Raw genomic sequence first — 21,109 nt, 5'->3', positions numbered from 1 at the left:
GAGGCTACTCCGGGACGAGACCGCGCCGCGCGGGAGTGCCGCTCGGTGGTGGATGCCGGGATGCTGCCCTCGGTGGCATGGCCGACCCGGAGGACGGGTGAGGCCGCGGACGCTCAGGCGCTGCGCGCGCAGCGGAAGCCGATGTGCGTGGCCGAGGTGTCCTCGGTCTGGGCCGACCGGGCTGCGGGGCGGAACCGCAGGCAGTAGTCCGGTGAGCACAGGTACGAGCCGCCCTTCAGCACGCGGCGCGTCGCCGACGCGGCCGGGCTCTCCTGGGCCGCGAGCAGACCGGGGCGGTGCTCGGGACCGATGCGCGCCGCACCGGGGACGCGGTGCAGCGCGGTGTAGACCGAGCCGGTCCACTCCCACACGTTGCCGATCATGTCCGAGAGCCCGAACCCGTTCGGCGGGAAGGTGCCCACGGGCGTCGTCGTCGCGCCGTGCGGTCCTCGGTGCTCGTACGGGAACCGTCCGAGCCACGTGTTCGCCTGCAGCGTCCCGCCGGGGTACGGGTCGGCGCCCCAGGCGTAGGGCTCCTGACCGGCCCGCCCGCCGCGAGCGGCGTACTCGTGCTCCGCCTCCGTGGGCAGCCGGGCACCCGCCCACCGCGCGTAGGCCTGGGCGTCCTCGTACGCCACCTGGACCACGGGATGGTCCATCCGGTGCTCGATCGACGTGCCCGGACCCTCCGGGTGGCGCCACTGCGCACCGTGCTGCCAGCGCCACCACTGCCGCCAGTCCCGCAGGTCGACGGGGCCCCGCGTGGGAGTGAACACGAGGGCTCCCGGGCTGCGCGCTGCGCTGGAGCTGCCCGGCAGGTCGGCCTGGTCCAGCGGACGCTCCGCCACGGTCACGTACGCCGTGTCCGCCACGAAGCGGGCGAAGTCGGCGTTGGTGACCGCGAACCGGTCGATCCAGAACGCCCGGACCGGGTGCTCGTGAGCGGGGCGCTCGTCGGGATAGTGGTCGTCGCTGCCCATGAGGAAGGTGCCCGGCGGGATCGCGACCATCCGTCCGTGTGCCGTACGCATCCTGTCTCCTCGGTGGCTCGGACCAGGCCGGGGAAGGCCCGTCGTGTCGCGCTCCGGCCACGCTATGCCTGCTGCCCGCGACTGGCATCGCGCAGATCGTGCGAACGTCGACGGGCCTGCCCTGCGCCGGATTCTCACGCGGTCTGGGTGATGTGCCTCCAGGGTGGGGATCCGTACCGTGAGCGCGTCCTTCGTCATGACCGGACCGAGCGGAGCCCACCGATGCGTCCTGACCAGCACGCCCGCACGATGCTGCCCATCCCGGACCGCACGCCACCCGGGCCCACGACCTATGACGCGCGGGACCCGGACACGTCGTTCCGGCCGATCGAGCCGCTGCTGCCGCCGGAGGGGGCTCCGAACGTGGTGGTGATCCTGCTGGACGACGTCGGGTTCGGCGCCTCGAGCACCTTCGGCGGTCCGTGCCGCACCCCGACCGTGGAGCGGCTGGCCGGTGGCGGCCTGCGGTTCAACCGGTTCCACACCACGGCCCTGTGCGCCCCGACGCGGCAGGCGCTGCTCACGGGCCGCAACCACCACTCGGTCGGCATGGGAAGCATCACCGAGACGGCGACGTCGGCCCCCGGGAACAGCTCGCTGCGACCCAACACGAAGGCGCCCCTGGCGCTGACCCTGCGGCTCAACGGCTACTCGACGGCGCAGTTCGGCAAGTGCCACGAGGTGCCGGTGTGGCAGTCGTCGCCGATGGGGCCCTTCGACGCCTGGCCCTCGGGCGGGGGCGGCTTCGAGACGTTCTACGGCTTCATCGGCGGTGAGAACAACCAGTGGGACCCGGCGCTGTACGACGGGACGACGCCGGTGGAGCCGCCGGCGACCGCCGAGGAGGGCTACCACCTCACCGAGGACCTCGTGGACCACGCGTCGGCGTGGGTGCGCCAGCAGAAGGCGCTCATGCCGGACAAGCCGTTCTTCGTGTACCTCGCGCCGGGCGCGACGCACGCACCGCACCACGTGCCCGCCGAGTGGATCGAGAGGTACCGGGGGCAGTTCGACGACGGGTGGGACGCGCAGCGTGAGCGGACGTTCCGCCGGCAGAAGGAGCTCGGGGTGATCCCGGTCGACGCGGAGCTGCCCGCCCGCCACGACGAGATCCCTGCGTGGGACGACATGCCGGACGACCTCAAGCCTGTGCTGGCACGCCAGATGGAGGTGTACGCAGCGTTCCTCGAGCACACCGACCACCACGTGGGGCGGTTCGTCGACACGCTGGAGGACGTCGGGGTGCTCGAGGACACGCTCGTCTTCTACATCGTCGGCGACAACGGGGCGTCGGCGGAGGGCACGGTGAACGGCGCGTTCAACGAGATGGCGAACTTCAACGGCATGGCGGCGCTGGAGACCCCGGAGTTCATGCGGTCCAAGCTGGACGACTTCGGCTCGCCCGACTCGTACAACCACTACGCGGTCGGGTGGGCCTGGGCCATGAACTCGCCCCTGCAGTGGACCAAGCAGGTGGCGTCGCACTGGGGCGGGACGCGCAACGGCACGGTGGTGCACTGGCCGCGCAGGATCACCGACGGCGGCGGCCTGCGGTCGCAGTTCAGCCACGTCGTCGACGTCGCACCGACCGTGCTCGAGGCGGCGGGGATCCCCGAGCCCACGATGGTCAACGGTGTGCTCCAGTCGCCCGTCGAGGGCACGTCGATGCTGTACGCGTTCGACGACGCGGAGGCACCCGAGCGGCACGACCTGCAGTACTTCGAGATGTTCGGCAACCGCGGCATCTACCACCGGGGGTGGAGCGCCGTCACCAAGCACCGCACGCCGTGGGACATGGTCGGCGGTGACCTGGTGGCGTTCGACGACGACACGTGGGAGCTCTACGACGGCGCGGCGGACTTCAGCCAGGCCCGCGACCTGGCGGCGGAGCACCCCGAGATGCTCGCCGGACTGCAGCGCCTGTGGTTGATCGAGGCGGCCCGGTACGGCGTGCTCCCGCTGGACGACCGCACCGCCGAACGGCTCGTGCCGGAGATCGCCGGGCGTCCCACCCTGATCCACGGTGACTCCCAGCTGTTCTTCCCCGGGATGGGCCGGCTGTCGGAGAACAGCGTCGTGAGCGTGAAGAACAAGTCGTTCTCGGTGACGGCAGAGGTCGAGGTGCCCGCCGCCGGAGCCGGCGGGGTCCTCATCGCGCAGGGCGGGCGGTTCGGCGGCTGGTCCGTGCACGCCACGGGTGGCCGGCTGACGTTCACCTACAACGTGCTCGGCATCCACCGGTACGACGTGGTCGCGGACGAACCGGTCCCGGCCGGCACGCACCAGCTGCGTGCCGAGCTCGCCTACGACGGCGGCGGGCTGGGCAAGGGTGGCGACGTCACGCTGTTCCACGACGGTGCGGCGGTGGGGCACGGGCGTGTGAAGGCCACGCAGCCACTGGTCTTCTCCGCGGACGAGACCACCGACGTCGGGCGGGAGTCGGGCACCTGCGTGTCCGACGCCTACGACGCCCGCACGAGCCGGTTCACGGGACGCATCGCCTGGGTCCAGCTCGACGTGGGCAAGGACGACCACGACCACTACATCTCGCCGGCGGAGCGGTTGCGGGTCGCGATGGCGCAGCAGTAGCCGGACCGGCGCCGCGACCGGGGCGCCCGGTCGTCGGACGCCCCTCGCCAGGAGGGGTGAGGTTTGCCTATCCTGACCCGGTGACCTCACCCCTCCTGGAGCTGCGTGGCCTGCGCGTGCGGCACCACCTGCCGCTCGACGACGGCGGCCACCGGCTCGGCGACCCGGCACCCGACGGTGTCGACCTCGCCGTGCGGCCGGGTGAGGTCGTGCTGCTGCTCGGTCCGTCGGGGTGCGGCAAGTCCACGCTGGCGCTGGCCACCAACGGTCTGGTCCCGCACGTGGTGGACGCCGACGTCACCGGCACGCTCACCGCGGGCGGGCACGACGTCGCGGCCACGCGCCCGCCGCTGCTCGCCGCCGACGTCGCCATGGTCTTCCAGGACCCGGACGCGCAGGTGGTCACCGGCTCGGTGCTCGACGAGGTCTGCTTCGCGCCCGAGAACCTGCGCCGCCCGCCCGCCGAGGTGCTCGCCCGCGCCGAGGGCGCGCTGCGCCAGGTCGGCCTGTGGGAGCGCCGCGGCGACGACCCGGCCCTGCTCTCCGGCGGCGGCCGCCAACGCCTCGCGCTCGCCTGCGCCCTCGCGGTGGGCGCCCGGCTGCTCGTCCTCGACGAGCCCACCGCCAACCTCGACCCCGACGGCGTCGAGCAGTTCTACGCCACGCTGCGGTCGGTCACGGCGTCGGGCGAGCGGGGCGTGCTGCTCGTCGAGCACGACCTGGACGCCGCCGTCGAGGCCGCCGACCGCGTCGTGGTCCTCGACGCCGCCGGCCGCGTCGCCACCAGCGGTCCGGTCCGCGAGGTCCTCGCCGGCCGGGCCGAGGAGCTCGCCGAGCTCGGGGTCTGGCTGCCCACCACCACCCTCGCCGCGCTGCGGCTGCGCGCGGCGGGCGTGCCGATCGACCCGCTGCCGCTCACCCCGGCCGAGCTGACCGGCGCCCTCGACGCCGTCAGCCTCCCGGCCCCCGTGGCGGTGCAGGAGCCGGACGTGCCACCGGTGGACCGCCGGGACGTCGTCGTCAGCGTCGACCACCTCACCGTCCGCCGCGGCGGGCGCACCGTGCTCGACGACGTGAGCCTGGACGTCGCCCGCGGGGACCTGCTCGCGCTGGTCGGCGCCAACGGTGCGGGCAAGACGACCCTCGCCCAGCTCGTCGCGGGCGTGCTGCGGCCCCGGCGCCGCGCCGTCGCCGGGTCCGTGCGCGTGGGCGGGCTCGACCCGTGGCGCGCCGACGTCCGCGACCTCACCGCCGCCGTCGGCTTCGTCTTCCAGAACCCGGAGCACCAGTTCGTCACCGGCCGCGTCGACGACGAGCTCGCCCACGGCCTGCGGCTGCGCGGCGTGCCCGACGGCGAGGTCGTGGCGCGGGTGGACGACGTCCTGGACCGGTTCGGGCTGGGCGCCCTGCGCGACCGCCACCCGTTCTGGCTCTCCGGCGGGCAGAAGCGCCGCCTGTCCGTCGGCACGGCGATCGTCTGCCGCCCCGACGTGCTCGTCCTCGACGAACCCACGTACGGCCAGGACCGCGAGCGCGCCGTCGAGCTCCTCGACCTGCTCACCACCCTGCACGACGACGGCACCACCGTGGTGGTCGTCAGCCACGACATGCAGCTGGTCGCCGAGCACGCCACGCGTGTGGTGGCCTTGGCCGGCGGGCGCGTCGTGGCGGACGGGAGCCCCGCCGTCCTGCTGCGTGACGACGCCGTGCTGGCTGCGGCCGGCCTGCGCACGCCGCCGCTCGCCCGCGCCACCGGGGCGCTGCGCGACCCGGCGTGGCACGCCGTGACGCGGCTGGCCGACCTGCCCGCGGCGCGTCTGCCCGCGGTGCACCTGGCGGGGGCGGACGCGTGAACGGCCTGGGCGACCTGCGTACGTACAACCCGCTGGTCAAGGTCCTCGGGCCGGTCCCCGTCATGGTCTACGTCGTGACCACCCGCGACGTGCTGACCCCCGCCCTGGTCGCGCTCGGCGCGTTCGCGGTGCTCGCCGTCGCGGGGCGGCAGAGCCCGCGGGTGCTCGCCGCGATCGCCGGGGGAGCAGCGGCCCTGACCGTCGTCATGACGTTCTCGTTCGGCCTGCTCACCGACCCCGCGCTCGTGGCGGACACGACGGTGCTCGCCACCGTCGGCGGGTTCGAGGTGCGGTCCGGCGCCCTGGCGACCGGGCTCGCGACCGCGGTGCGCACCGTGGCGCTGATGATGCTCGTCCTGCTCGGCGGCCTCACGACGTCGGGCGCCGACGTCGTGCGGGCCATGACCCAGCAGCTCCACCTGCCCTACCGCGTCGGGTACGCGGCGCTTGCCGCGCTGCGGTTCGTGCCCCGGTTCGGCCACGAGCTCGAGGTCATCCGCGGCGCCCACCGGGTGCGGGGCGTCGCACCCGGCCGGGGGCCGGTGGTGGCCGTGCGCCGGCAAGCCGGGTACGTGGTGCCGCTGCTCGCCGGTGGGATCCGCCACGCCGAGCGGGTCTCCCTGGCGATGGACGCCCGCGGGTTCGGCGCCCACCCCACCCGCACCGAGCGCACCGTCGTCCCCTTCGGGGCGCGCGACGTCGTCCTGCTCCTCTCGTTCTGGGCCGGGGCCGCGGCGTGCGCCGTCCTGGCCGCGACCCTCACCCCCGCCTGACCCTCCCGCTTGGAGTCCCCATGACGTCCGTCACCACCCGCTACCTCATGACGTGCGCCGCCATCGGCGCCGCCCTGGGCGTGCTGCTGATCCCCGCCAACTTCGTCAGCGCGCCGCTCGCCGCCGCGGCCCCCATGGCCTACGCGCCGATGGTGGGCCTGTGGATCATCGGGCCAGTGCTGGCCCTGGCGCTGCTGCGCCGGCCGGGGGCGGCGGTCCTGACCACGTTCGTGGCCGGGGTCGTCTCGTCCGCCTCGCCGGTGGGCGTGTACTCGATCGTCACCTGCCTGATGGCGGGCGCCGCCGTCGAGCTGGCGTTCCTGGTGACCCGCTACCGGGTCTGGCGGCCGTGGCTGTTCTTCGTCGACGCGCTCGTGTTCGGCGCGGCGTACATCGCCTCGGGCTGGGTGGCGTTCGACATGGGGTCGATGGCCCCGGTCGTCCTGGTCACGTTCGTGGTGCTGATGCTGGGCAGCTTCCTGGCGTGCACGTGGCTGGGCCTGTTCCTCGCCGGCCGGCTGGCGCGGGCGGGCGTGGCCCGCGGCCTCGCCCCGGCACGAGGTAGTGCGACTCCCGCCGAGGTAGTGCCGGACGCCGCGAGGTAGTACCGCTCTCGCCGAGGTAGCAGTGCCGGCGCCGAGGTAGCAGCGCTACTCGCGCCCCGCGCGCCGGTCCGGCTCGTCGAAACCCGCGGGACGACGTCGGGCGCGCTGCAGGTAGCGGATCTCCCGCACGAGGATCGCGGCCGAGAGCGCGAACGGGACCCAGGCCCACACCCGCCCGCGCAGCGCGGCGGCGAGCGTGACCAGGGTGAAGGCACCGGCGACCACGACGGTCAGGACGCTGGCCCAGCGGATGTCTCGCAGAGTCTGGAGCACGCCCCGAGCGTATCGGCCGGGCGAGCGCTCGAACCGGTTCGGGCCCGAGAGTAGGGTGCTGGACGTGACTGCCACCGACACCACCGCTCCCGTCGTCGACGTCTACATCGATCCCACCTGCCCCTTCGCCTGGGTGACGTCCCGCTGGGCGCTCGAGGTCGCCCAGCACCGCGACGTCGAGCTGACCTTCCGCCTGATGAGCCTCTACCTGCTCAACCGCGACAAGGACATCCCGGCCGACTACCGCGAGCGCGTCGAGGCCGGCCGTGGGCAGGGCCGCGTCGCCGCCGCCGTCCAGACGGAGCACGGCCCCGAGGCGCTGTCCGCCTACTACACGGCGTTCGGCACGCGCTGGCACGACCAGGGCGTCAAGGACGTCGACGTCGTCATCCGCGAGTCGCTCGCGGAGGCCGGCCTGCCCGCCGAGCTGGCCGACGCCGCCACCTCCGACGCGTACGACGAGGCGTTGGACGCCTCGCACCACGCCGGCATGGACCCCGTCGGCGACGAGGTCGGCACCCCGACGATCCACGTCGACGGCGTCGCCTTCTTCGGCCCGGTCCTGACCCGGGTGCCGCGCGGCGACGACGCGGCCCGGCTGTTCGACGCCGCCGTCACGCTCGCCGACAACCCGCACTTCTTCGAGCTCAAGCGGTCGCGCACCGAGCGCCCCGTGCACGACTGAGGAGACCACCGACCGCATGACTCTCGACCTGCGCATCTTCACCGAGCCCCAGCAGGGCGCCTCGTACGACACCCAGCTCGCCGTCGCCCAGGCGACCGAGCGGCTCGGGTTCAGCGCGTTCTTCCGTTCCGACCACTACCTGGCGATGGGCGGTGACGGCCTGCCGGGCCCCACCGACTCGTGGACCACGCTCGCGGGCATCGCCCGGGAGACGACGACGGTGCGGCTGGGGACGCTCGTGTCCTCGGCGACGTTCCGCCACCCCGGCGTGCTGGCGATCCAGGTCGCCCAGGTGGACCAGATGTCCGGCGGCCGGGTCGAGCTCGGTCTGGGCACCGGCTGGTTCGGCGCCGAGCACGCGGCCTACGGCATCCCGTTCCCGGACAAGCGGTTCGGGCTGCTCGAGGAACAGCTCGAGATCCTCACCGGGCTGTGGGGCACACCGGTCGGCGAGACGTTCGACTTCTCCGGCACGCACTACACCCTGACGGACTCCCCGGCGCTGCCGAAGCCGACGCAGGAGCAGATCCCGGTGATCGTGGGCGGCGGCGGCCCGCGGCGGACCCCGGCGCTCGCCGCCCGGTTCGCCTCCGAGTACAACCAGGCGTTCCCGGAGCTCGACACGATCGGTCCACGCATCGGCGTGATCAACCAGGCGCTGACCGCGGCCGGTCGCTCGCCGGAGTCGTTGACGCAGTCCGTCGCGCTCGTCGTCGCGGTGGGCGCCGACGAGGCGGAGTTCACCCGCCGTGCGGCGGCCATCGGCCGGGAGCCGGCCGAGCTGCGCGAGCACGGCATCGCCGGCACCGTGACGGAGGCGGTGGACCGGCTCGCGTCGCTGCGCGACCAGGGCGTCGAGCGCGTGTACCTGCAGGTCCTGGACCAGCAGGACCTGGACCACCTGGACCTGATCGCCCGCGAGGTCGCCCCGCAGCTCTGACCGGGGACGGGGGCCCGGTCTACCCGGCCGGGTCCGGGGCGTCGTCGTGGACGACGCCGAGGACGGCCCTCCGCAGGGTGTCCTCCTCGAAGGCGAGCCGCGGGCCGTCGGCTGGCAGCGCACGCTCGATCGCGAGCCCGTTGACCACGGTGCCCAGGAACCGTGCGCGCCGGTCGTCGTCCCCGGCCGGGATCGCGCCCTCGTCGGTGAGGACGGCCAGCCACTGCTCGATGCGTCGTCGTCCGTCGCGCTCGAGGGCCAGGTAGGTCGCGACCGCGCCGTCCGACGGCGGCGTTGCCACGTAGGCCTGGAAGGTGGACCGCCACACCTCCCGGGCCTTGTCACCGGTCCCGAACAGGGCGAGGATCTGCTGCAGGCAGGCGACGAGACGGTCGACCGCGGGCCGGTCGCGGTCGCGGAGGGGGTCACCCGGGAACGCGACGTCGTACATCCCGGCGACGACGGTGTCGAGCAGGTTCTGCTGCGTCGGGAAGAAGTGCCGCAGCGAGCCGGTGCTCACCCCGGCCCGCGCCGCGACCGCACGGACGGAGAGCCGCGCCGTCGGGTCCTCGCCGATCATGGTCGCCGCCGCGATGAGGATCTTGTCGCGCGTGCTGTGCCCGTCGTTGTCCGACGTCGCCATCGTTCCCCCGCTCCACCCTCGACTAGTACACCGTGATAGCGTAGCGGCTCATCCACTAGTACAGCGTGATAGAGCGCGCTCGAGGGAGGCCCTCGCATGATCAAGCGCTGGCGCGACCGACAACTGACCAAGCGGGTCAAGCCCGGCGACGGACGACCGCTGCCGCGTTACCGGTGGTGGCACGTGCTGTCCCGCTCGCTCTTCGCCCTCGACCTCCCGGCCCCGGCCGGGGCGCCGGCCGGAGGGACGTCCTCCTACGCGGTGGACGTCCGCCACCTGGGCGACGGGTCCGACGGCGAGGTGCGCGCGCGCCTCTACGTCGACGGTGCGCTCCACCTCGTGTCCAGGCTGCCCGCCCGGTTCCCGGTGCCGGGCGGCGTGATCGAGGTCGCCACGAGCGCCTTCGGCATGAAGCGCTGCCACTTCGTCACCGCCGACGGCGCGGAGCGGCTGCTGGCCCCCGACCCCCGGTCGGCCGAGGGTCGGCGCGCGCGACTGGCACGTGACCACCCGCGGGCGAGCCGGGTCGTCGGAGCGTTGTCGACGGTGGCCGTGCTCGTCGGGCTGTGCGTGGCCATCCCGGCGATCATCGAGCCGATCTCGCAGATCCCGCTGATTGCGGAGTCCGTCGGCGTCTTCGAGTCGCCCGTCGACCTCCCGGTGTGGGGCGGCGTCGCCGTGGGGCTCGCGGCCGTCCTCGGCAGCGTGGAGCGCGCGCTGCGCCTGCGCTCCTCGTGGCTCGACAACCTGGCCAGCTGACACGGGCGGCACGGCACCGGAGCCGCGGGAATGAGAACGGCGCGTTGCGGGCCGCGAACGGCCGTGTTGCCGGTCGGTGGAGATCTGCGGAGCGAGCGCTTTCACCCGTGACAGGTCGCCGACACCGGTCCTAGCGTGACGAGCGGACGACGAGGTGGGTTCCCCGACGAGGGGGATCCACCTCTTGTCGTCAGGGGGCAATCCGCGCAGTACCGACACCATGCTCGACCCACCGCCGTGCTTCGCGAAGGGGACCGCCCGATGACCTCCACCCTCCACCCCCGTGCGCCGGAGCTACCGCCTCCGGTCGGACCGGCGCAGCCCGCGGCCGGCACCACCGTCCCGGGCGACCCGCAGTCCGCCGCCCGGCGTCGCGACGCGAACGCCGCCGCCCACTCGCCGTCGCTCATGCTCGTGATGATGCTCGCGACGATCGGGGCGGTCGCCTACGCCGTGTTCCTGCTCGACCCGGACCACCGCGGCGACTGGCTGCCCTACACCCTGGTGATCGTCGCGGAGTCCATCCTGCTGGCGCTCGCGCTGCTGGCGATGTGGACCGTGCTCTCCTCCGGCTACGACCCCCGCGACTTCGCCTACCACCAGGCGCGCGAACGGCTCTTCGACGCGCCCGAGGTGCTGCGGGACCGCGCCACCGACGACCCGACCCGGTGGCGCCTCTTCCTGCACGACCGTCCCGTCACCGTCGACGTCTTCGTCACGACCTGCGGCGAGGACCTGGACACGATCGCCCGGACCGTCCGGGCCGCCGTCGCGGTCCACGGCGAGCACCGCACGTGGGTGCTCGACGACGGCCGCTCGGACGGGGTGCGCGACCTCGCCGCCACGCTGGGGGCCCGGTACATCCGGCGCCTGTCCAGCGGCGGGCAGAAGGCCGGGAACGTCAACCACGCGCTGAGCATCGCCAAGGGCGACCTGTTCGTCATCCTCGACGCGGACTTCGTGCCGCGCCCCGAGCTGCTGGTCGAGACCGTGCCGTTCTTCGTGCGCGACGACGTCGCGTTCGTCCAGTCGCCGCAGACGTACGGCAACATGAACTCGCTCATCTCGCGGGGCGCCGGCTACATGCAGGCGGTCTTCTACCGGTTCGTCCAGCCGGGCCGCAACCGGTTCAACGCGGCGTTCTGCGTGGGGACCAACGTGGTGTTCCGCCGCGCGGCCGTGGACGACATCGGCGGCATGTGCACCGACTCGAAGTCGGAGGACGTCTGGACGTCGCTGCACCTGCACGAACGCGGGTGGCGGTCGGTGTACATCCCGCAGACCCTGGCCGTGGGGGACACGCCGGAGACCATCGTGGCCTACGCCAAGCAGCAGCTGCGCTGGGCGACGGGCGGGTTCGAGATCCTGCTCCAGCACAACCCGCTGTCGCCGCGGCGCAACCTCACCCTGGACCAGCGCCTGCAGTACTTCGTGACCTCGACGCACTACCTGTCGGGGATCGCGCCGCTGCTGCTCCTGCTCGTGCCGCCGCTGCAGATCTACCTCGGCCTGGCGCCGATGCGCCTCGACGTGTCGGTGGGCACCTGGGCCCTGTACTACCTGGGCTTCTACGGCCTGCAGATCGCGATCGCGTTCTTCACCCTCGGCTCGTTCCGCTGGGAGGTGCTGCTGCTCGCCGCGGTGTCCTGGCCCATCTACGTCAAGGCGTTCTGGAACGCCCTGACGGGCAAGCAGCAGGCCTGGGCGGTCACCGGCCGGGTGGGCCGGGGGACGAGCCCGTTCGAGGTGATCGTCCCGCAGACGCTGTGCTTCGTGTTCCTCCTGGTGACCTCCGTGGTCGGGGTGTGGCAGTACCGCGACGACCTCCTGCCCAACTTGTCCGTGGCCTGGAACGTCACGAACACCGTCATCCTGGGCGGGTTCCTGCTCACGGCCGTGCGCGAGCACCGGGCCGTCGTCGCGGGCGGTGCCGCATGACGTGGGCCACGCGCCTGAAGCTGGCGGTCGGCGTCGTCGTCGTGCTCGCGCTGTGCGCCACCCTGACCCTGGTCCTCAACCGCCGGATGAGCCAGGCCACGTCGGCGCAGGCGACGATCGTGGCGGAGGAGGTCGCCGTCGGGGCCGACTACGCCGGGACCGTCGTGTCGGCGCACGTGGAGCCGGGCGACGAGGTCGCCCAGGGCGACCCGCTGTTCACGATGCGCAGCCTGCTGCTGGCGCACGACCTCGCCGTCGGCGTCGTCTCCCGCAAGGCGGCCTCCTACGAGGTCAGCGGCGACGGCGAGATGACGGTCGTGGCGCCCGTCGACGGCGTGGTCTCGGAGATCGCGGGCACCCCGGGCGGGTTCGTGCAGTCGGGGGAGGTGGTGGCCACGCTGTACCGCGACGGGTCGACCGCCGTCGACGCCCGGCTGCTGCTCGACCCCGCCGACTTCGGGCGGGTCCGGCCCGGTGCGTACGTGCGCATCACGCTGCCGGACCAGAGCGAGGTCCCGGGCGAGGTCTCCTCGATCGCCGTGAGCAACACCCGCAACCGTGCGGAGGCGACGATCGTGGTCGGCAGCACCACGCTCTCGCAGCAGGCGGGCGCCGGGCTGGTGCAGCCCGGCACGCCCGTGGTCGCGAGCGTCGAGCTGCACGACGACGGCCCGTTCTCGGGCGTCGACCTCGCCTTCCAGCGGTTCCTGCAGAGGATCGGGCTGTGACCCGCCGCGGCGTCGCGCTCGCGGTCTGCGTCGCGGCGGGCCTGGTGGCCTCCGGGTGCACGACGGCGTCCGCACCGGCCGCGGCGCCGTCGTCCGGCACCGGTGTGGCGAGCGCCGCGCCGCCTGCGGTGGACCCGACGGTGCTGCCGGCGGTGGACCGCGGCGAGGTACCGATGCGCCTCGCCGACGGGCTGGCACCCCCGACCAACCGGTGGTTCTCCGGCCTGGTGTTCGGCGAGGCGCCGCAGCCGGTGTTCCCGCTGCCGCTCGCCGTCGGCCTGACGGCGTCCGGGTTCGCGTACGGGCTGCCCACCGCGCGGGCGGAGGGCGCCGTGCTGGCGGGGCCGTACGACCCGCAGGTGCAGATGGACCTGCGCGAACCGGTCACGGGGATCGTCACGGGCTACGACGCCGCGACGGTGAGCGTCGACCTGGTGGCGGGCGACGCGAGGGTGCTCGGCACCCTGCACCTCACCCGCGGCTCACCGGTGCTGCGGTACACGGCGGCGGGCGACCAGCAGCTCGGGCTCGGCGTCCCGTTCGCCGCCGGCGGGGACGGCCTGCCCGACGACGTCGCCGCGGCGGACGTGGACGGCCGCGCGCACGTGCTCGTCGGTGCGGGCGACCTGGACGTCGCCGCTGCGCTGGACGGGGCCGGCACCACCCTGGCCCTGGACGAGGGCGCCTCGGTGTCCTGGCTCGTCGCCCCCGACGCGGGCGAGGAGCCGGGGGCGCTCGCGGACCTCGTCGAGGCGGTGCGCGACCCGGTCCGCGGCACCGTGGTCGGCTACGAAACCGGCGCCGAGCAGGTGACCACGTCGGTGACGTACGAGACCGCCGGCGGGGGCCCCGCCGTCGTCGTGCGCTGGCCGCACCAGCAGGACGCCGTGGGCGGGCCGGACAGCACGGGCGACGCTGAGACCACCTGCGGGCTGGGCACCTACGCCACGGTGCGGGGGACCGTCGAGACGTGCCTCGCCACCACGTCGGCCTGGCGCTCGCCGGCGCGCGAACCGGTGGCCGGCCCCGACGTCTCGGGGCTCGACGACGCCGCGCGCGACGAGCTCGCCGAGCAGGTGCGGGCGGACGCCGCGACGGTGCTGGCCGAGGTGCGGCCGGCGGACACGTACTTCGGCGGCAAGGCGCTGGCCCGCGACGCCGACCTGTGGGTGCTCGCGCGGGACCTCGGGCTCGACGGCGTGGCCGCGGACCTGCGGGCGAGCGTCGTGGCCGACCTGCGCACCTGGACGGAGCCGGACGGCTGCGCCGACCGGCCCGAGCGGTGCTTCACCTGGGAACCGACCCTGCGCACCGTCGTCGGGCAGGCGACCTCGTTCGGTTCCGAGGAGGGCAACGACCATCACTTCCACTACGGCTACTTCCTGTACGCGGCGGGCGTCCTCGCGGCGGACGACGGCGCGCTGGCCGCTGACCTGGCGCCGGTGCTGGACCTGCTCGCCGCCGACGTGGCGGCCGGTGCCGACGTGCCGGTGAGTGACGGCGCCCCCGTGCCCGGACTGCGCGTGCTGGACGTCGTCATGGGGCACTCGTGGGCGTCCGGACAGTCTCCCTTTGCCGACGGGAACAACCAGGAGTCGGCGTCCGAGGCGGTCGCGGCGTGGCACGGGCTGGCGTTGTGGGCCGCGGCCCGCGAGGCGGCCGGGCTGGACGACGCCGGGATGGGCGAGCAGGCGCGCTGGCTGCTCGCGCTCGAGGCGGCGTCGGCCCGCGCCTACTGGACGGACTTCGACACCACGGACCCGGCGGCCGCGGGGCTCGAGGCGTCCGTGACGTCGCTCGTGTGGGACGGCAAGCGGGAACGAGCCACGTGGTTCTCGGCCGAGCCGAGCGCCGCGCTCGGCATCGTGGTGCTGCCCGTGACGGAGGTCTCGACCTATCTCGGCGAGGACCCGGCCCGTGTGCGGGCCAACCTCGAGGAGGCCCTGGGCACGGACGACCTCTGGGCGGACCCTGCGACCTGGGACGTCCTGTTCGGCGACCAGCTCCTGATGTACGCCGCGCTCCTCGGGCCGCAGGACGCGGCGTCGGCGCTCGACGTCGCCCGGGACCTGCCGGGCGAGCGGATCGACGACGGGTCGACGCGGTCGCGGCTGCTGGCCTGGCTGCTCGCGCGGGCGGCCTAGCGGCGCGGGCTTCGGCCTCGCCGCGGTTCGGGCCTCGACGCGCTCAGGCCTCGTCGGGGGCCCGGCCGCGCCCGTACTCGCGCTCGACCGGGTCGAGCTCGGACGCAGGGACGCAGCCCGGCATGTTCTCGAGCGGCTCGTCGGCGGCGAGGGGGATCTCCTCGGCGGGCAGCGGCTCGGACCAGCCGACGCCGATGAGGAGGTCGACGACCTTGCCGCCCCGGTCGTCCATGACCAGCTCGACGTCCGCGAACTGCGCGGCCAGGGTGTAGGCCTGCACGATGCCCTCCGCGCCGTAGCGGATCTCGGAGGGCCCCTCGACCAGGTCCGGGAAGTCGCCCGTGTCGCGGACGTCGAACCCGCGGTCCGACAGGACCTCCTCGGCCGCTCCGGCGAGGGCGAACCGCGGGTCGGCGGCGTTGAAGACCCGCACACCGACCTTGTCGTACCGCATCGGCAGGACCCCGTCGGGGGAGTCCTCGTCCTCGGGCAGGCACGCCGGTGCCATGTTCGTCACGTCGGCGCTCGGGGTGAAGATCGGCTCCGCGATCGGCGAGTCGATGGTGTCGGTGTAGATGGCGAGCGCGCCGAGACCGAGGACCACGAGGAAGGCGATGATGAGCCCGAAGACGACCGCCTGGCGCTCGTGCTTGCGCCGGCGGCGGGCGACCCTCGCCGGGTCCTGGGCTGGTGACGTCACGCGAAGAAACTACCTGAGATTCCGGGTCCGGGAGTGGTCATCCCACGGCGAGGACGCGAGCGTGGAGGATCGGTCGCTGCTGGAGCGCTGCCCGGACGGCGCGGTGCAGGCCGTCCTCGAGGTACAGGGTGCCCTGGTACTCCACCACGTGGGCGAAGAGGTCGCCGAAGAACGTCGAGTCGTCGGCGAGGAGGGCGTCGAGGTCGAGCGTGCGCTTGGTGGTCACGAGCTCGTCCAGACGGACCTGGCGCGGCGGGACGTCCGACCAGTCGTTGGTGCTCTCGCGCCCGTGGTCGGGGTACGGACGCCCATCGCCCACGGATTTGAAGATCATGGCAGCCATCGTAGGGGCGGCACCTCGTCTTTGAATCATGCTCCAGGCAATGGTTCGTCACGATACCGTCACGATCGGGCCGAAGCCCGGGATTCCTGTGCCCTCCGGCTCGGTTCGTCCGGGCAACCGGCATTGACGTGATGTGGATCACACGGGATGGTGGACCTTGTCGCCCGGTGTGGTAGCGCTTCCATGCCGGCTTGGACCGACATCGGATCGAAGGAGATCTCCATGTCCCACCGCGTACGCCTGGCCGCTGCCACGGCAGCAGCCGCCCTCTGCCTCACCGCCCTGGTCGGGGCCGGCCCGGCCGGCGCGCACCCGCCGCGCCCCGCCGACCCGGAGCTGTGGGTCGACCCGCACAGCTCGACGCGGGGCCACATCGCCGAGCTGGGGCTCACCGGCGACGCCCTGGCCGACGCCGAGCTCCTCGCCGAGATCCCCACCGCCACCTGGTTCACCGCGGGGTCGCCGCGGTCGGTGAAGCAGGACGTCAAGAAGGTGGTGGTCCACGCGCACGCGGCCCGCCAGGTGCCGGTGCTCGTCGCCTACAACCTGCCGTTCCGCGACTGCGCCCAGTACTCCGCCGGCGGTGCCACCTCCGTCGCCGAGTACGAGGCCTGGATCGACGGCTTCGCCCGTGGCATCGGCAACAAGCAGGCCGTCGTCGTCCTCGAGCCGGACGGGCTCGGCATCATCCCCTGGTACACGACCTTCGAGGGCACGCAGGAGTGGTGCCAGCCCGCGGAGGCCGATCCCGCCACGGCCGCGGCCGAACGGTTCGCGATGCTGAACTACGCCGTGGACGCCCTCGGCGAGCTCCCCGGCACGCGCGTCTACCTCGACGCCGGGCACAGCGGGTGGCTCAACGTCGGGGACAACACCGACCGGCTCCTGCAGGCCGGCGTGGAGCGCGCCGACGGGTTCTACCTCAACGCCTCGAACTACCAGTACACGACCAACCTCGAGGCGTACGGGCGGTGGATCAGCTCGTGCCTCACGATGGTCACCGAGCTGGGTGCCGCGCCGGGCGACTGCGGCAACCAGTACTGGAACGGCGGTCCGGCCACCGACTGGGCCGGCGCCGAGCTGACACCCTTCACCGAGTGGTCGTCCGGCCCGCTCGACGAGGTCCCGCTCGAGCAGAACACCATCGGGATCGACTCCCGCTACGCGGCGGCACTCGGTGACACCGAGCCGAGCACCCACTTCGTGATCGACACCTCGCGCAACGGTCAGGGACCGTGGGACCCGGCGACGTCGTCGAACACCTACGCCGACCCGGAGGACTGGTGCAACCCGCCCGGGCGCGGCCTCGGCGAGCGGCCGACCCTGGACGTCGCGGACCCGCTGATCGACGCCTACCTGTGGATCAAGGTGCCCGGCGAGTCCGACGGGCAGTGCTACCGGGGCACGGGCGGCCCGCTCGACCCCGAGCGGGGCATGGTCGACCCGCCGGCCGGCGCGTGGTTCGTGGAGCAGGCGGACGAGCTGATCGCCCTCGCCGACCCCGCGCTCACCGCGCCGTAGGAGCAGCGGCCCAGGCCGTCACTCCTCGGTGCCCCCGAGATCGGGGCGGGCGACGAGCTGCACGGTGCGCACCCGCGCGCCGTGCAGCTCGAGCACCACGACCTCGTTGCCCCTGGCGCGCACGAGCGGGCCCGGCACGTACAGCGTGCGCGTCGGGCCCGCGCTCCAGTAGCGGCCGAGGCAGAAGCCGTTGACCCACACCACGCCCTTGGTCCAGCCGTCCAGCCGCAGGAAGTGGTCGGCGCCGGCCGCGCTGCCGAAGGTCCCGCGGGCCAGCACCGGTCCGGCGAGCGGCACGTCCGTGCCTGTCGGCGTGGCGGCACGCAGCGCGTCCGTGACCTCCCGGCGCAGGCTGCCGCCGTCGTCGGCGAACCGGAGCGGCGTGACGTCCCAACCGGTGAGCTCGCGCGCCGCGGTGCGCACCGGGCCGATCAGGCCCTTCGGCTCGCCGATGCGCGGGCCGTAGTTGACGCGGCCCTGGTCCTCGACGAGCAGGGTCAGCTCGCCCGTGCGGGCGGGCAGCGGGAGGCTGGTGGTGTGCGTCGTGCGGTCCAGCAGGCCGAGCGGCTCGCCGTCGAGAGCGACGAGCGCGCGGTCCCGGACCTCGCCCACCACCAGGACCGCGTCGTCCGCGGCGATCCGCGTGCTGTACCGGACGAACCCGTCCCAGGCGGCGACGTCGTCGTGCGTGGGCGGGTGCTCGGAACGGTGGGTCTCGCCGAGGGCGTCGACCAGGTCGGCCAGCGGGACCTGGCGATCCAGCGCGACGGTGTGCTCGGGGGCGGGTGGCGCCTCGGCCGGCATCTCGTCCGGGACGGGGCGATGCCGGGCGATCACCGCGCGCAGCGCGCGGAACGTCGCCGTCGGGGCACCGTGCTCGGCCAGCGGGGCGTCGTAGTCGTAGGACGTGGTCAGGGGGCGGTAGGTGCCCTTGTCGTTGGCTCCGGCGGTGAACCCGAAGTTGGTCCCGCCGTGGAACATGTAGAGGTTGACCGACGCTCCGGCGGCGAGCAGGTCGTCGAGGTCGCCGGCGTTGGCCTCCGGGGCGGTGACGTGGTGGTGCAGTCCCCAGGAGTCGAACCAGCCGTCCCAGAACTCCGTGCACATCAGCGGGCCCGTGGGCTGGTGGCGCCGCAGCGTCGCGAGGCGCTCGGTGCTCCGGGAGCCGAAGTTCGCCGTCCGGAGCAGCTCGGGCAGACCGCCGCGGGCGAGGTGCTCGTCGTTCGCCTGGTCGCTGGTGAACAGGGGGACCTCGATGCCGTGGCCGCGCAGCATCGCGGCGAGGGTGCGCAGGTAGTGGCGGCGCTCGTCCTCGGGGTCGGTCCCGTAGGCGCCGTACTCGTTCTCGACCTGCACCATGAGCACGGGGCCGCCGGCGGTGACCTGCCGCGGGGCGACGACCTCGGCGACGGCGGCGTAGTACTCGTCGATCGCGGCGAGGAACTGCGGCTCGGCGCGGCGCACGCCCACGGAGGGGTCGGTGAACAGCCAGCCCGGCAGCCCGCCCCCGGTCCACTCGGCGCAGATGTACGGGCCGGGCCGCACGATGGCGTGCAGGCCCTCGGCGGCGACCAGGTCGAGGAACCGGCCGAGGTCGCGGGGGCCGTCGGTGCGGAACTCGCCGCGGTCGGGGGAGTGGAGGTTCCAGGCGACGTAGGTCTCGATCGTGTTCAGGCCCATGAGCCGGGCCTTGTGGATCCGGTCGGCCCACTGGTCCGGGTGGACGCGGAAGAAGTGCAGGGCGCCGCTGACGATCTGGTGGGGCCGGCCGTCGAGGAGAAAGTCCTGGTCACCGATGTCGAAGCGAGGCATGAACCGATTTAATCACGTGTCGAGGCAGGGGCTGTGCAGTGCGGTCCGGGAACGGACGAGGGCCCGTCACCGTGATGGTGACGGGCCCTCGGGTCCGGCGGAGGATGGGGGATTCGAACCCCCGAGGGCGTGAACCCAACACGCTTTCCAAGCGTGCGCCATAGGCCGCTAGGCGAATCCTCCTCTGGTGCCACCCACGCACGACGGCGCAGGCAACCCCAGCAGAATAGCGGACGGGTGCGGTCTTCTCCGAATCGCGCCCGGGTGACCCTCGTCTCGGTCGGTGCGGGGCCCTGGATCCGGTTTCGGATCCGGCGCTCCCCTCCGCTAGGCTGGGGGCAGACCCCTCGTGCGGCACCATCTCGCCGAACTCCCCCAGGGCCGGAAGGCAGCAAGGGTACGTGAGCTCTGGTGGGTGCGCGAGGGGTCCTTTGCGTCCCGCTGACCAGCAATTTCTCAGTAAGCGAGACGGTCGATGTCCGCAGAGCGGGATTTCCGGCCCTCCGAGTTGGAGAAGTGGCCCCTGCGGTGTTCAGGTTGAGCCATGCACCGCTCCCACGTCACCGCACCCCGCACCGCGCGCACCTCGCCGCGCGGGCAGATGTGCCGTGCCGCGATGCGGAGCACCCGAATGTGCGTGCGCTGACAGCGCCCCGCACCGCCGTCCGGCCGTGACGGCACCCCCTCTTCCTGCGCCCGCCGCGCGCTGATGGCCGCGGCCTGCCTGCTTCTCCTCTGTTCATGAACCGCCGACGGCGCCCCTTGCCGTCGTGCCCGTGGAAGGACCCACCCATGTCTGTGCGCTCCACCCTGCTCGCGGCCGGCGCCGCCGCCTCCGTCCTCGCCCTCGCCGCCTGCTCCGGCGGTGCCGAGGCCGCCGTCTCGGCCGGCACCGCCGAGGACCCGATCCGCATCGGCGTCGTCTCCTCCGGCGAGACCTACTGGGACACGTTCGCCGACGCCGCCGCGGAGGAGGGCATCACGGTCGAGATCGTGAACTTCTCCGACTACCAGCTCCCCAACCAGGGTCTGAGCGACGGCGACCTGGACCTCAACCAGTTCCAGCACATCCAGTTCCTCGCGGGCTACAACGACGCGCGCGGGGAAGACCTCACGCCGATCGGCGCGACCGCCGTCTACCCCCTGGGCCTGTACTCGACGGCGCACGCGAGCGTCGAGGAGATCCCGGCCGGCGGCGAGGTCGCCATCCCCAACGACGACACCAACCAGGCCCGCGCGCTCCTCGTGCTGCAGGAGGCGGGTCTGATCGCCCTGCGCGACGGCGGCAGCTCGTTCTCGACGCCCGCCGACGTCCTGCCCGACGAGTCCCGCGTGACCGTCACCCCGGTGGACGCCGCCCAGACGGCGCTCGCGCTGCAGGACGTCGACGCCTCGATCGTCAACAACGACTTCGTGGGCGACGCCGGCCTGACGGCCGAGGACGCCATCTACTCCGACGACCCCGACGCCTCGGCCGCCGAGCCGTACATCAACGTGTGGGTGTCGCGCGCCGAGGACGCCGACGACGAGACGCTGAACCGGCTCGTCGACATCTTCCACACCGAGGAGATCGAGCAGGGCGTCATCGACGCCTCCGGCGGGACGGGCGTCATCAAGGACAACGACGCCGCGGACCTGGCGGCCATCCTCACCGAGATCGAGACCAACCTCGCCGCGAAGTAGTGCCCCGCTCGCCGAGGTAGTAGCGCTCGCCGCGAGGTAGCGGTGCTACCTCGGCCGGGCCGGTGCTACCTCGCGGCGAGCGCTACTAC

Annotated in this window: 18 protein-coding genes, 1 tRNA gene and 1 other RNA gene; 13 read left to right on the top strand and 7 right to left on the bottom strand. The window is 73.4% G+C overall.

Going from position 1 to position 21,109, the window contains the following annotated elements; genetic code table 11:
* Nucleotides 1-113 precede the first annotated feature (113 nt).
* A complete protein-coding gene (locus BCL65_RS06795; RefSeq protein ID WP_243400844.1) occupies nucleotides 114-1,031 on the bottom strand; it encodes a formylglycine-generating enzyme family protein in 918 nt (305 codons plus the stop codon).
* Between the two features lie 222 nt (nucleotides 1,032-1,253).
* On the opposite strand from BCL65_RS06795, the gene BCL65_RS06790 reads away from it, so the two are divergent.
* The 4 genes from BCL65_RS06790 to BCL65_RS06775 all read left to right on the top strand — a co-directional run bounded on the left by BCL65_RS06790 (nucleotide 1,254) and on the right by BCL65_RS06775 (nucleotide 6,851).
* Nucleotides 1,254-3,620: an arylsulfatase gene (locus tag BCL65_RS06790; protein WP_106266389.1), complete on the top strand. Its 2,367-nt coding sequence runs from the start codon at nucleotides 1,254-1,256 to the stop codon at nucleotides 3,618-3,620.
* 80 nt (nucleotides 3,621-3,700) lie between these two features.
* The gene (locus BCL65_RS06785; protein WP_243400843.1) at nucleotides 3,701-5,473 is read left to right on the top strand and encodes an ABC transporter ATP-binding protein; all 1,773 of its coding nucleotides are present in this window, start codon (nucleotides 3,701-3,703) and stop codon (nucleotides 5,471-5,473) included.
* A complete protein-coding gene (locus BCL65_RS06780; protein ID WP_243400842.1) occupies nucleotides 5,470-6,246 on the top strand; it encodes an energy-coupling factor transporter transmembrane component T in 777 nt (258 codons plus the stop codon). The genes BCL65_RS06785 and BCL65_RS06780 overlap by 4 nt, the downstream gene beginning before the upstream one ends.
* 20 nt (nucleotides 6,247-6,266) lie before the next feature.
* Complete coding sequence (locus BCL65_RS06775; protein WP_106266387.1) at nucleotides 6,267-6,851, top strand: ECF transporter S component; 585 nt, start codon at nucleotides 6,267-6,269, stop codon at nucleotides 6,849-6,851.
* A 45-nt stretch (nucleotides 6,852-6,896) separates the two neighbouring features.
* Here the strand turns inward: BCL65_RS06775 and BCL65_RS06770 are convergent, their stop codons facing one another.
* Nucleotides 6,897-7,124: a hypothetical protein gene (locus tag BCL65_RS06770; RefSeq protein WP_243400841.1), complete on the bottom strand. Its 228-nt coding sequence runs from the start codon at nucleotides 7,122-7,124 to the stop codon at nucleotides 6,897-6,899.
* Nucleotides 7,125-7,188: 64 nt separating this feature from the next.
* Between BCL65_RS06770 and BCL65_RS06765 the strand changes: the two genes are divergently transcribed.
* On the top strand, nucleotides 7,189-7,809 hold the full coding sequence (locus BCL65_RS06765; RefSeq protein WP_106266493.1) for a mycothiol-dependent nitroreductase Rv2466c family protein: 621 nt from the start codon (nucleotides 7,189-7,191) through the stop codon (nucleotides 7,807-7,809).
* Nucleotides 7,810-7,825: 16 nt separating this feature from the next.
* Entirely contained in the window at nucleotides 7,826-8,749 is a 924-nt protein-coding gene (locus BCL65_RS06760; protein ID WP_106266385.1) for an LLM class F420-dependent oxidoreductase, read from the top strand.
* A gap of 19 nt (nucleotides 8,750-8,768) precedes the next feature.
* Here the strand turns inward: BCL65_RS06760 and BCL65_RS06755 are convergent, their stop codons facing one another.
* Nucleotides 8,769-9,392, bottom strand: a complete 624-nt coding sequence (locus BCL65_RS06755; RefSeq protein ID WP_106266383.1) for a TetR/AcrR family transcriptional regulator — start codon at nucleotides 9,390-9,392, stop codon at nucleotides 8,769-8,771.
* 96 nt (nucleotides 9,393-9,488) lie between these two features.
* Here BCL65_RS06755 and BCL65_RS06750 point away from each other — a divergent pair, with 96 nt between their 5' ends.
* From BCL65_RS06750 to BCL65_RS06735, 4 genes are all read left to right on the top strand, one after another.
* Nucleotides 9,489-10,151, top strand: coding sequence for a hypothetical protein (locus BCL65_RS06750; RefSeq protein ID WP_106266381.1), 663 nt, complete (start codon nucleotides 9,489-9,491; stop codon nucleotides 10,149-10,151).
* 261 nt (nucleotides 10,152-10,412) lie between these two features.
* Nucleotides 10,413-12,089 carry a glycosyltransferase family 2 protein gene (locus BCL65_RS06745; protein WP_106266379.1) on the top strand — a complete coding sequence of 559 codons (1,677 nt, stop codon included), beginning with the start codon at nucleotides 10,413-10,415 and terminating at the stop codon, nucleotides 12,087-12,089.
* The gene (locus BCL65_RS06740; RefSeq protein ID WP_106266377.1) at nucleotides 12,086-12,817 is read left to right on the top strand and encodes an HlyD family efflux transporter periplasmic adaptor subunit; all 732 of its coding nucleotides are present in this window, start codon (nucleotides 12,086-12,088) and stop codon (nucleotides 12,815-12,817) included. The genes BCL65_RS06745 and BCL65_RS06740 overlap by 4 nt, the downstream gene beginning before the upstream one ends.
* Nucleotides 12,814-14,961: a glycosyl hydrolase gene (locus BCL65_RS06735; RefSeq protein WP_106266375.1), complete on the top strand. Its 2,148-nt coding sequence runs from the start codon at nucleotides 12,814-12,816 to the stop codon at nucleotides 14,959-14,961. The genes BCL65_RS06740 and BCL65_RS06735 overlap by 4 nt, the downstream gene beginning before the upstream one ends.
* Nucleotides 14,962-15,004: 43 nt before the next feature.
* Here BCL65_RS06735 and BCL65_RS06730 read toward each other — a convergent pair whose 3' ends face one another.
* Both BCL65_RS06730 and BCL65_RS06725 read right to left on the bottom strand, forming a co-directional pair.
* The gene (locus BCL65_RS06730) at nucleotides 15,005-15,661 is read right to left on the bottom strand and encodes a LytR C-terminal domain-containing protein (protein WP_106266373.1); all 657 of its coding nucleotides are present in this window, start codon (nucleotides 15,659-15,661) and stop codon (nucleotides 15,005-15,007) included.
* Nucleotides 15,662-15,698: 37 nt separating this feature from the next.
* Entirely contained in the window at nucleotides 15,699-15,995 is a 297-nt protein-coding gene (locus tag BCL65_RS06725; RefSeq protein WP_106266371.1) for a type II toxin-antitoxin system VapB family antitoxin, read from the bottom strand.
* 231 nt (nucleotides 15,996-16,226) lie between these two features.
* Here BCL65_RS06725 and BCL65_RS06720 point away from each other — a divergent pair, with 231 nt between their 5' ends.
* Nucleotides 16,227-17,525 (top strand): glycoside hydrolase family 6 protein, encoded by a 1,299-nt coding sequence (locus tag BCL65_RS06720; RefSeq protein ID WP_106266369.1) that lies wholly within the window; start codon nucleotides 16,227-16,229, stop codon nucleotides 17,523-17,525.
* Between the two features lie 18 nt (nucleotides 17,526-17,543).
* Here the strand turns inward: BCL65_RS06720 and BCL65_RS06715 are convergent, their stop codons facing one another.
* Nucleotides 17,544-19,337 carry a glycoside hydrolase family 35 protein gene (locus tag BCL65_RS06715; RefSeq protein ID WP_106266367.1) on the bottom strand — a complete coding sequence of 598 codons (1,794 nt, stop codon included), beginning with the start codon at nucleotides 19,335-19,337 and terminating at the stop codon, nucleotides 17,544-17,546.
* 98 nt (nucleotides 19,338-19,435) lie between these two features.
* Nucleotides 19,436-19,520, bottom strand: a tRNA-Ser gene (locus BCL65_RS06710).
* 155 nt (nucleotides 19,521-19,675) lie between these two features.
* Here BCL65_RS06710 and ffs point away from each other — a divergent pair.
* Together ffs and BCL65_RS06700 are read left to right on the top strand one after the other, a co-directional pair.
* Nucleotides 19,676-19,772, top strand: an RNA gene (gene ffs, locus BCL65_RS06705) — signal recognition particle sRNA small type.
* A 357-nt stretch (nucleotides 19,773-20,129) separates the two neighbouring features.
* Nucleotides 20,130-21,020 (top strand): MetQ/NlpA family ABC transporter substrate-binding protein, encoded by an 891-nt coding sequence (locus tag BCL65_RS06700; protein WP_106266365.1) that lies wholly within the window; start codon nucleotides 20,130-20,132, stop codon nucleotides 21,018-21,020.
* Nucleotides 21,021-21,109 lie beyond the last annotated feature (89 nt).

The organism is Isoptericola halotolerans (assembly GCF_003003075.1).
Classification (GTDB): domain Bacteria; phylum Actinomycetota; class Actinomycetes; order Actinomycetales; family Cellulomonadaceae; genus Isoptericola; species Isoptericola halotolerans_A.
This window is presented reverse-complemented; position numbering and strand designations above follow the sequence as displayed.

What these genes read in the sequence shown, in the direction of transcription:
- BCL65_RS06745 (WP_106266379.1), top strand. Translation starts at nt 10,413, where the DNA reads ATGACCTCCACCCTCCACCCCCGTGCGCCGGAGCTACCGCCTCCGGTC.
- BCL65_RS06790 (WP_106266389.1), top strand. Translation starts at nt 1,254, where the DNA reads ATGCGTCCTGACCAGCACGCCCGCACGATGCTGCCCATCCCGGACCGC.
- BCL65_RS06775 (WP_106266387.1), top strand. Translation starts at nt 6,267, where the DNA reads ATGACGTCCGTCACCACCCGCTACCTCATGACGTGCGCCGCCATCGGC.
- BCL65_RS06750 (WP_106266381.1), top strand. Translation starts at nt 9,489, where the DNA reads ATGATCAAGCGCTGGCGCGACCGACAACTGACCAAGCGGGTCAAGCCC.
- BCL65_RS06755 (WP_106266383.1), bottom strand. Translation starts at nt 9,392, where the DNA reads ATGGCGACGTCGGACAACGACGGGCACAGCACGCGCGACAAGATCCTC.
- BCL65_RS06725 (WP_106266371.1), bottom strand. Translation starts at nt 15,995, where the DNA reads ATGATCTTCAAATCCGTGGGCGATGGGCGTCCGTACCCCGACCACGGG.
- BCL65_RS06795 (WP_243400844.1), bottom strand. Translation starts at nt 1,031, where the DNA reads ATGCGTACGGCACACGGACGGATGGTCGCGATCCCGCCGGGCACCTTC.
- BCL65_RS06720 (WP_106266369.1), top strand. Translation starts at nt 16,227, where the DNA reads ATGTCCCACCGCGTACGCCTGGCCGCTGCCACGGCAGCAGCCGCCCTC.
- BCL65_RS06740 (WP_106266377.1), top strand. Translation starts at nt 12,086, where the DNA reads ATGACGTGGGCCACGCGCCTGAAGCTGGCGGTCGGCGTCGTCGTCGTG.
- BCL65_RS06700 (WP_106266365.1), top strand. Translation starts at nt 20,130, where the DNA reads ATGTCTGTGCGCTCCACCCTGCTCGCGGCCGGCGCCGCCGCCTCCGTC.
- BCL65_RS06715 (WP_106266367.1), bottom strand. Translation starts at nt 19,337, where the DNA reads ATGCCTCGCTTCGACATCGGTGACCAGGACTTTCTCCTCGACGGCCGG.
- BCL65_RS06760 (WP_106266385.1), top strand. Translation starts at nt 7,826, where the DNA reads ATGACTCTCGACCTGCGCATCTTCACCGAGCCCCAGCAGGGCGCCTCG.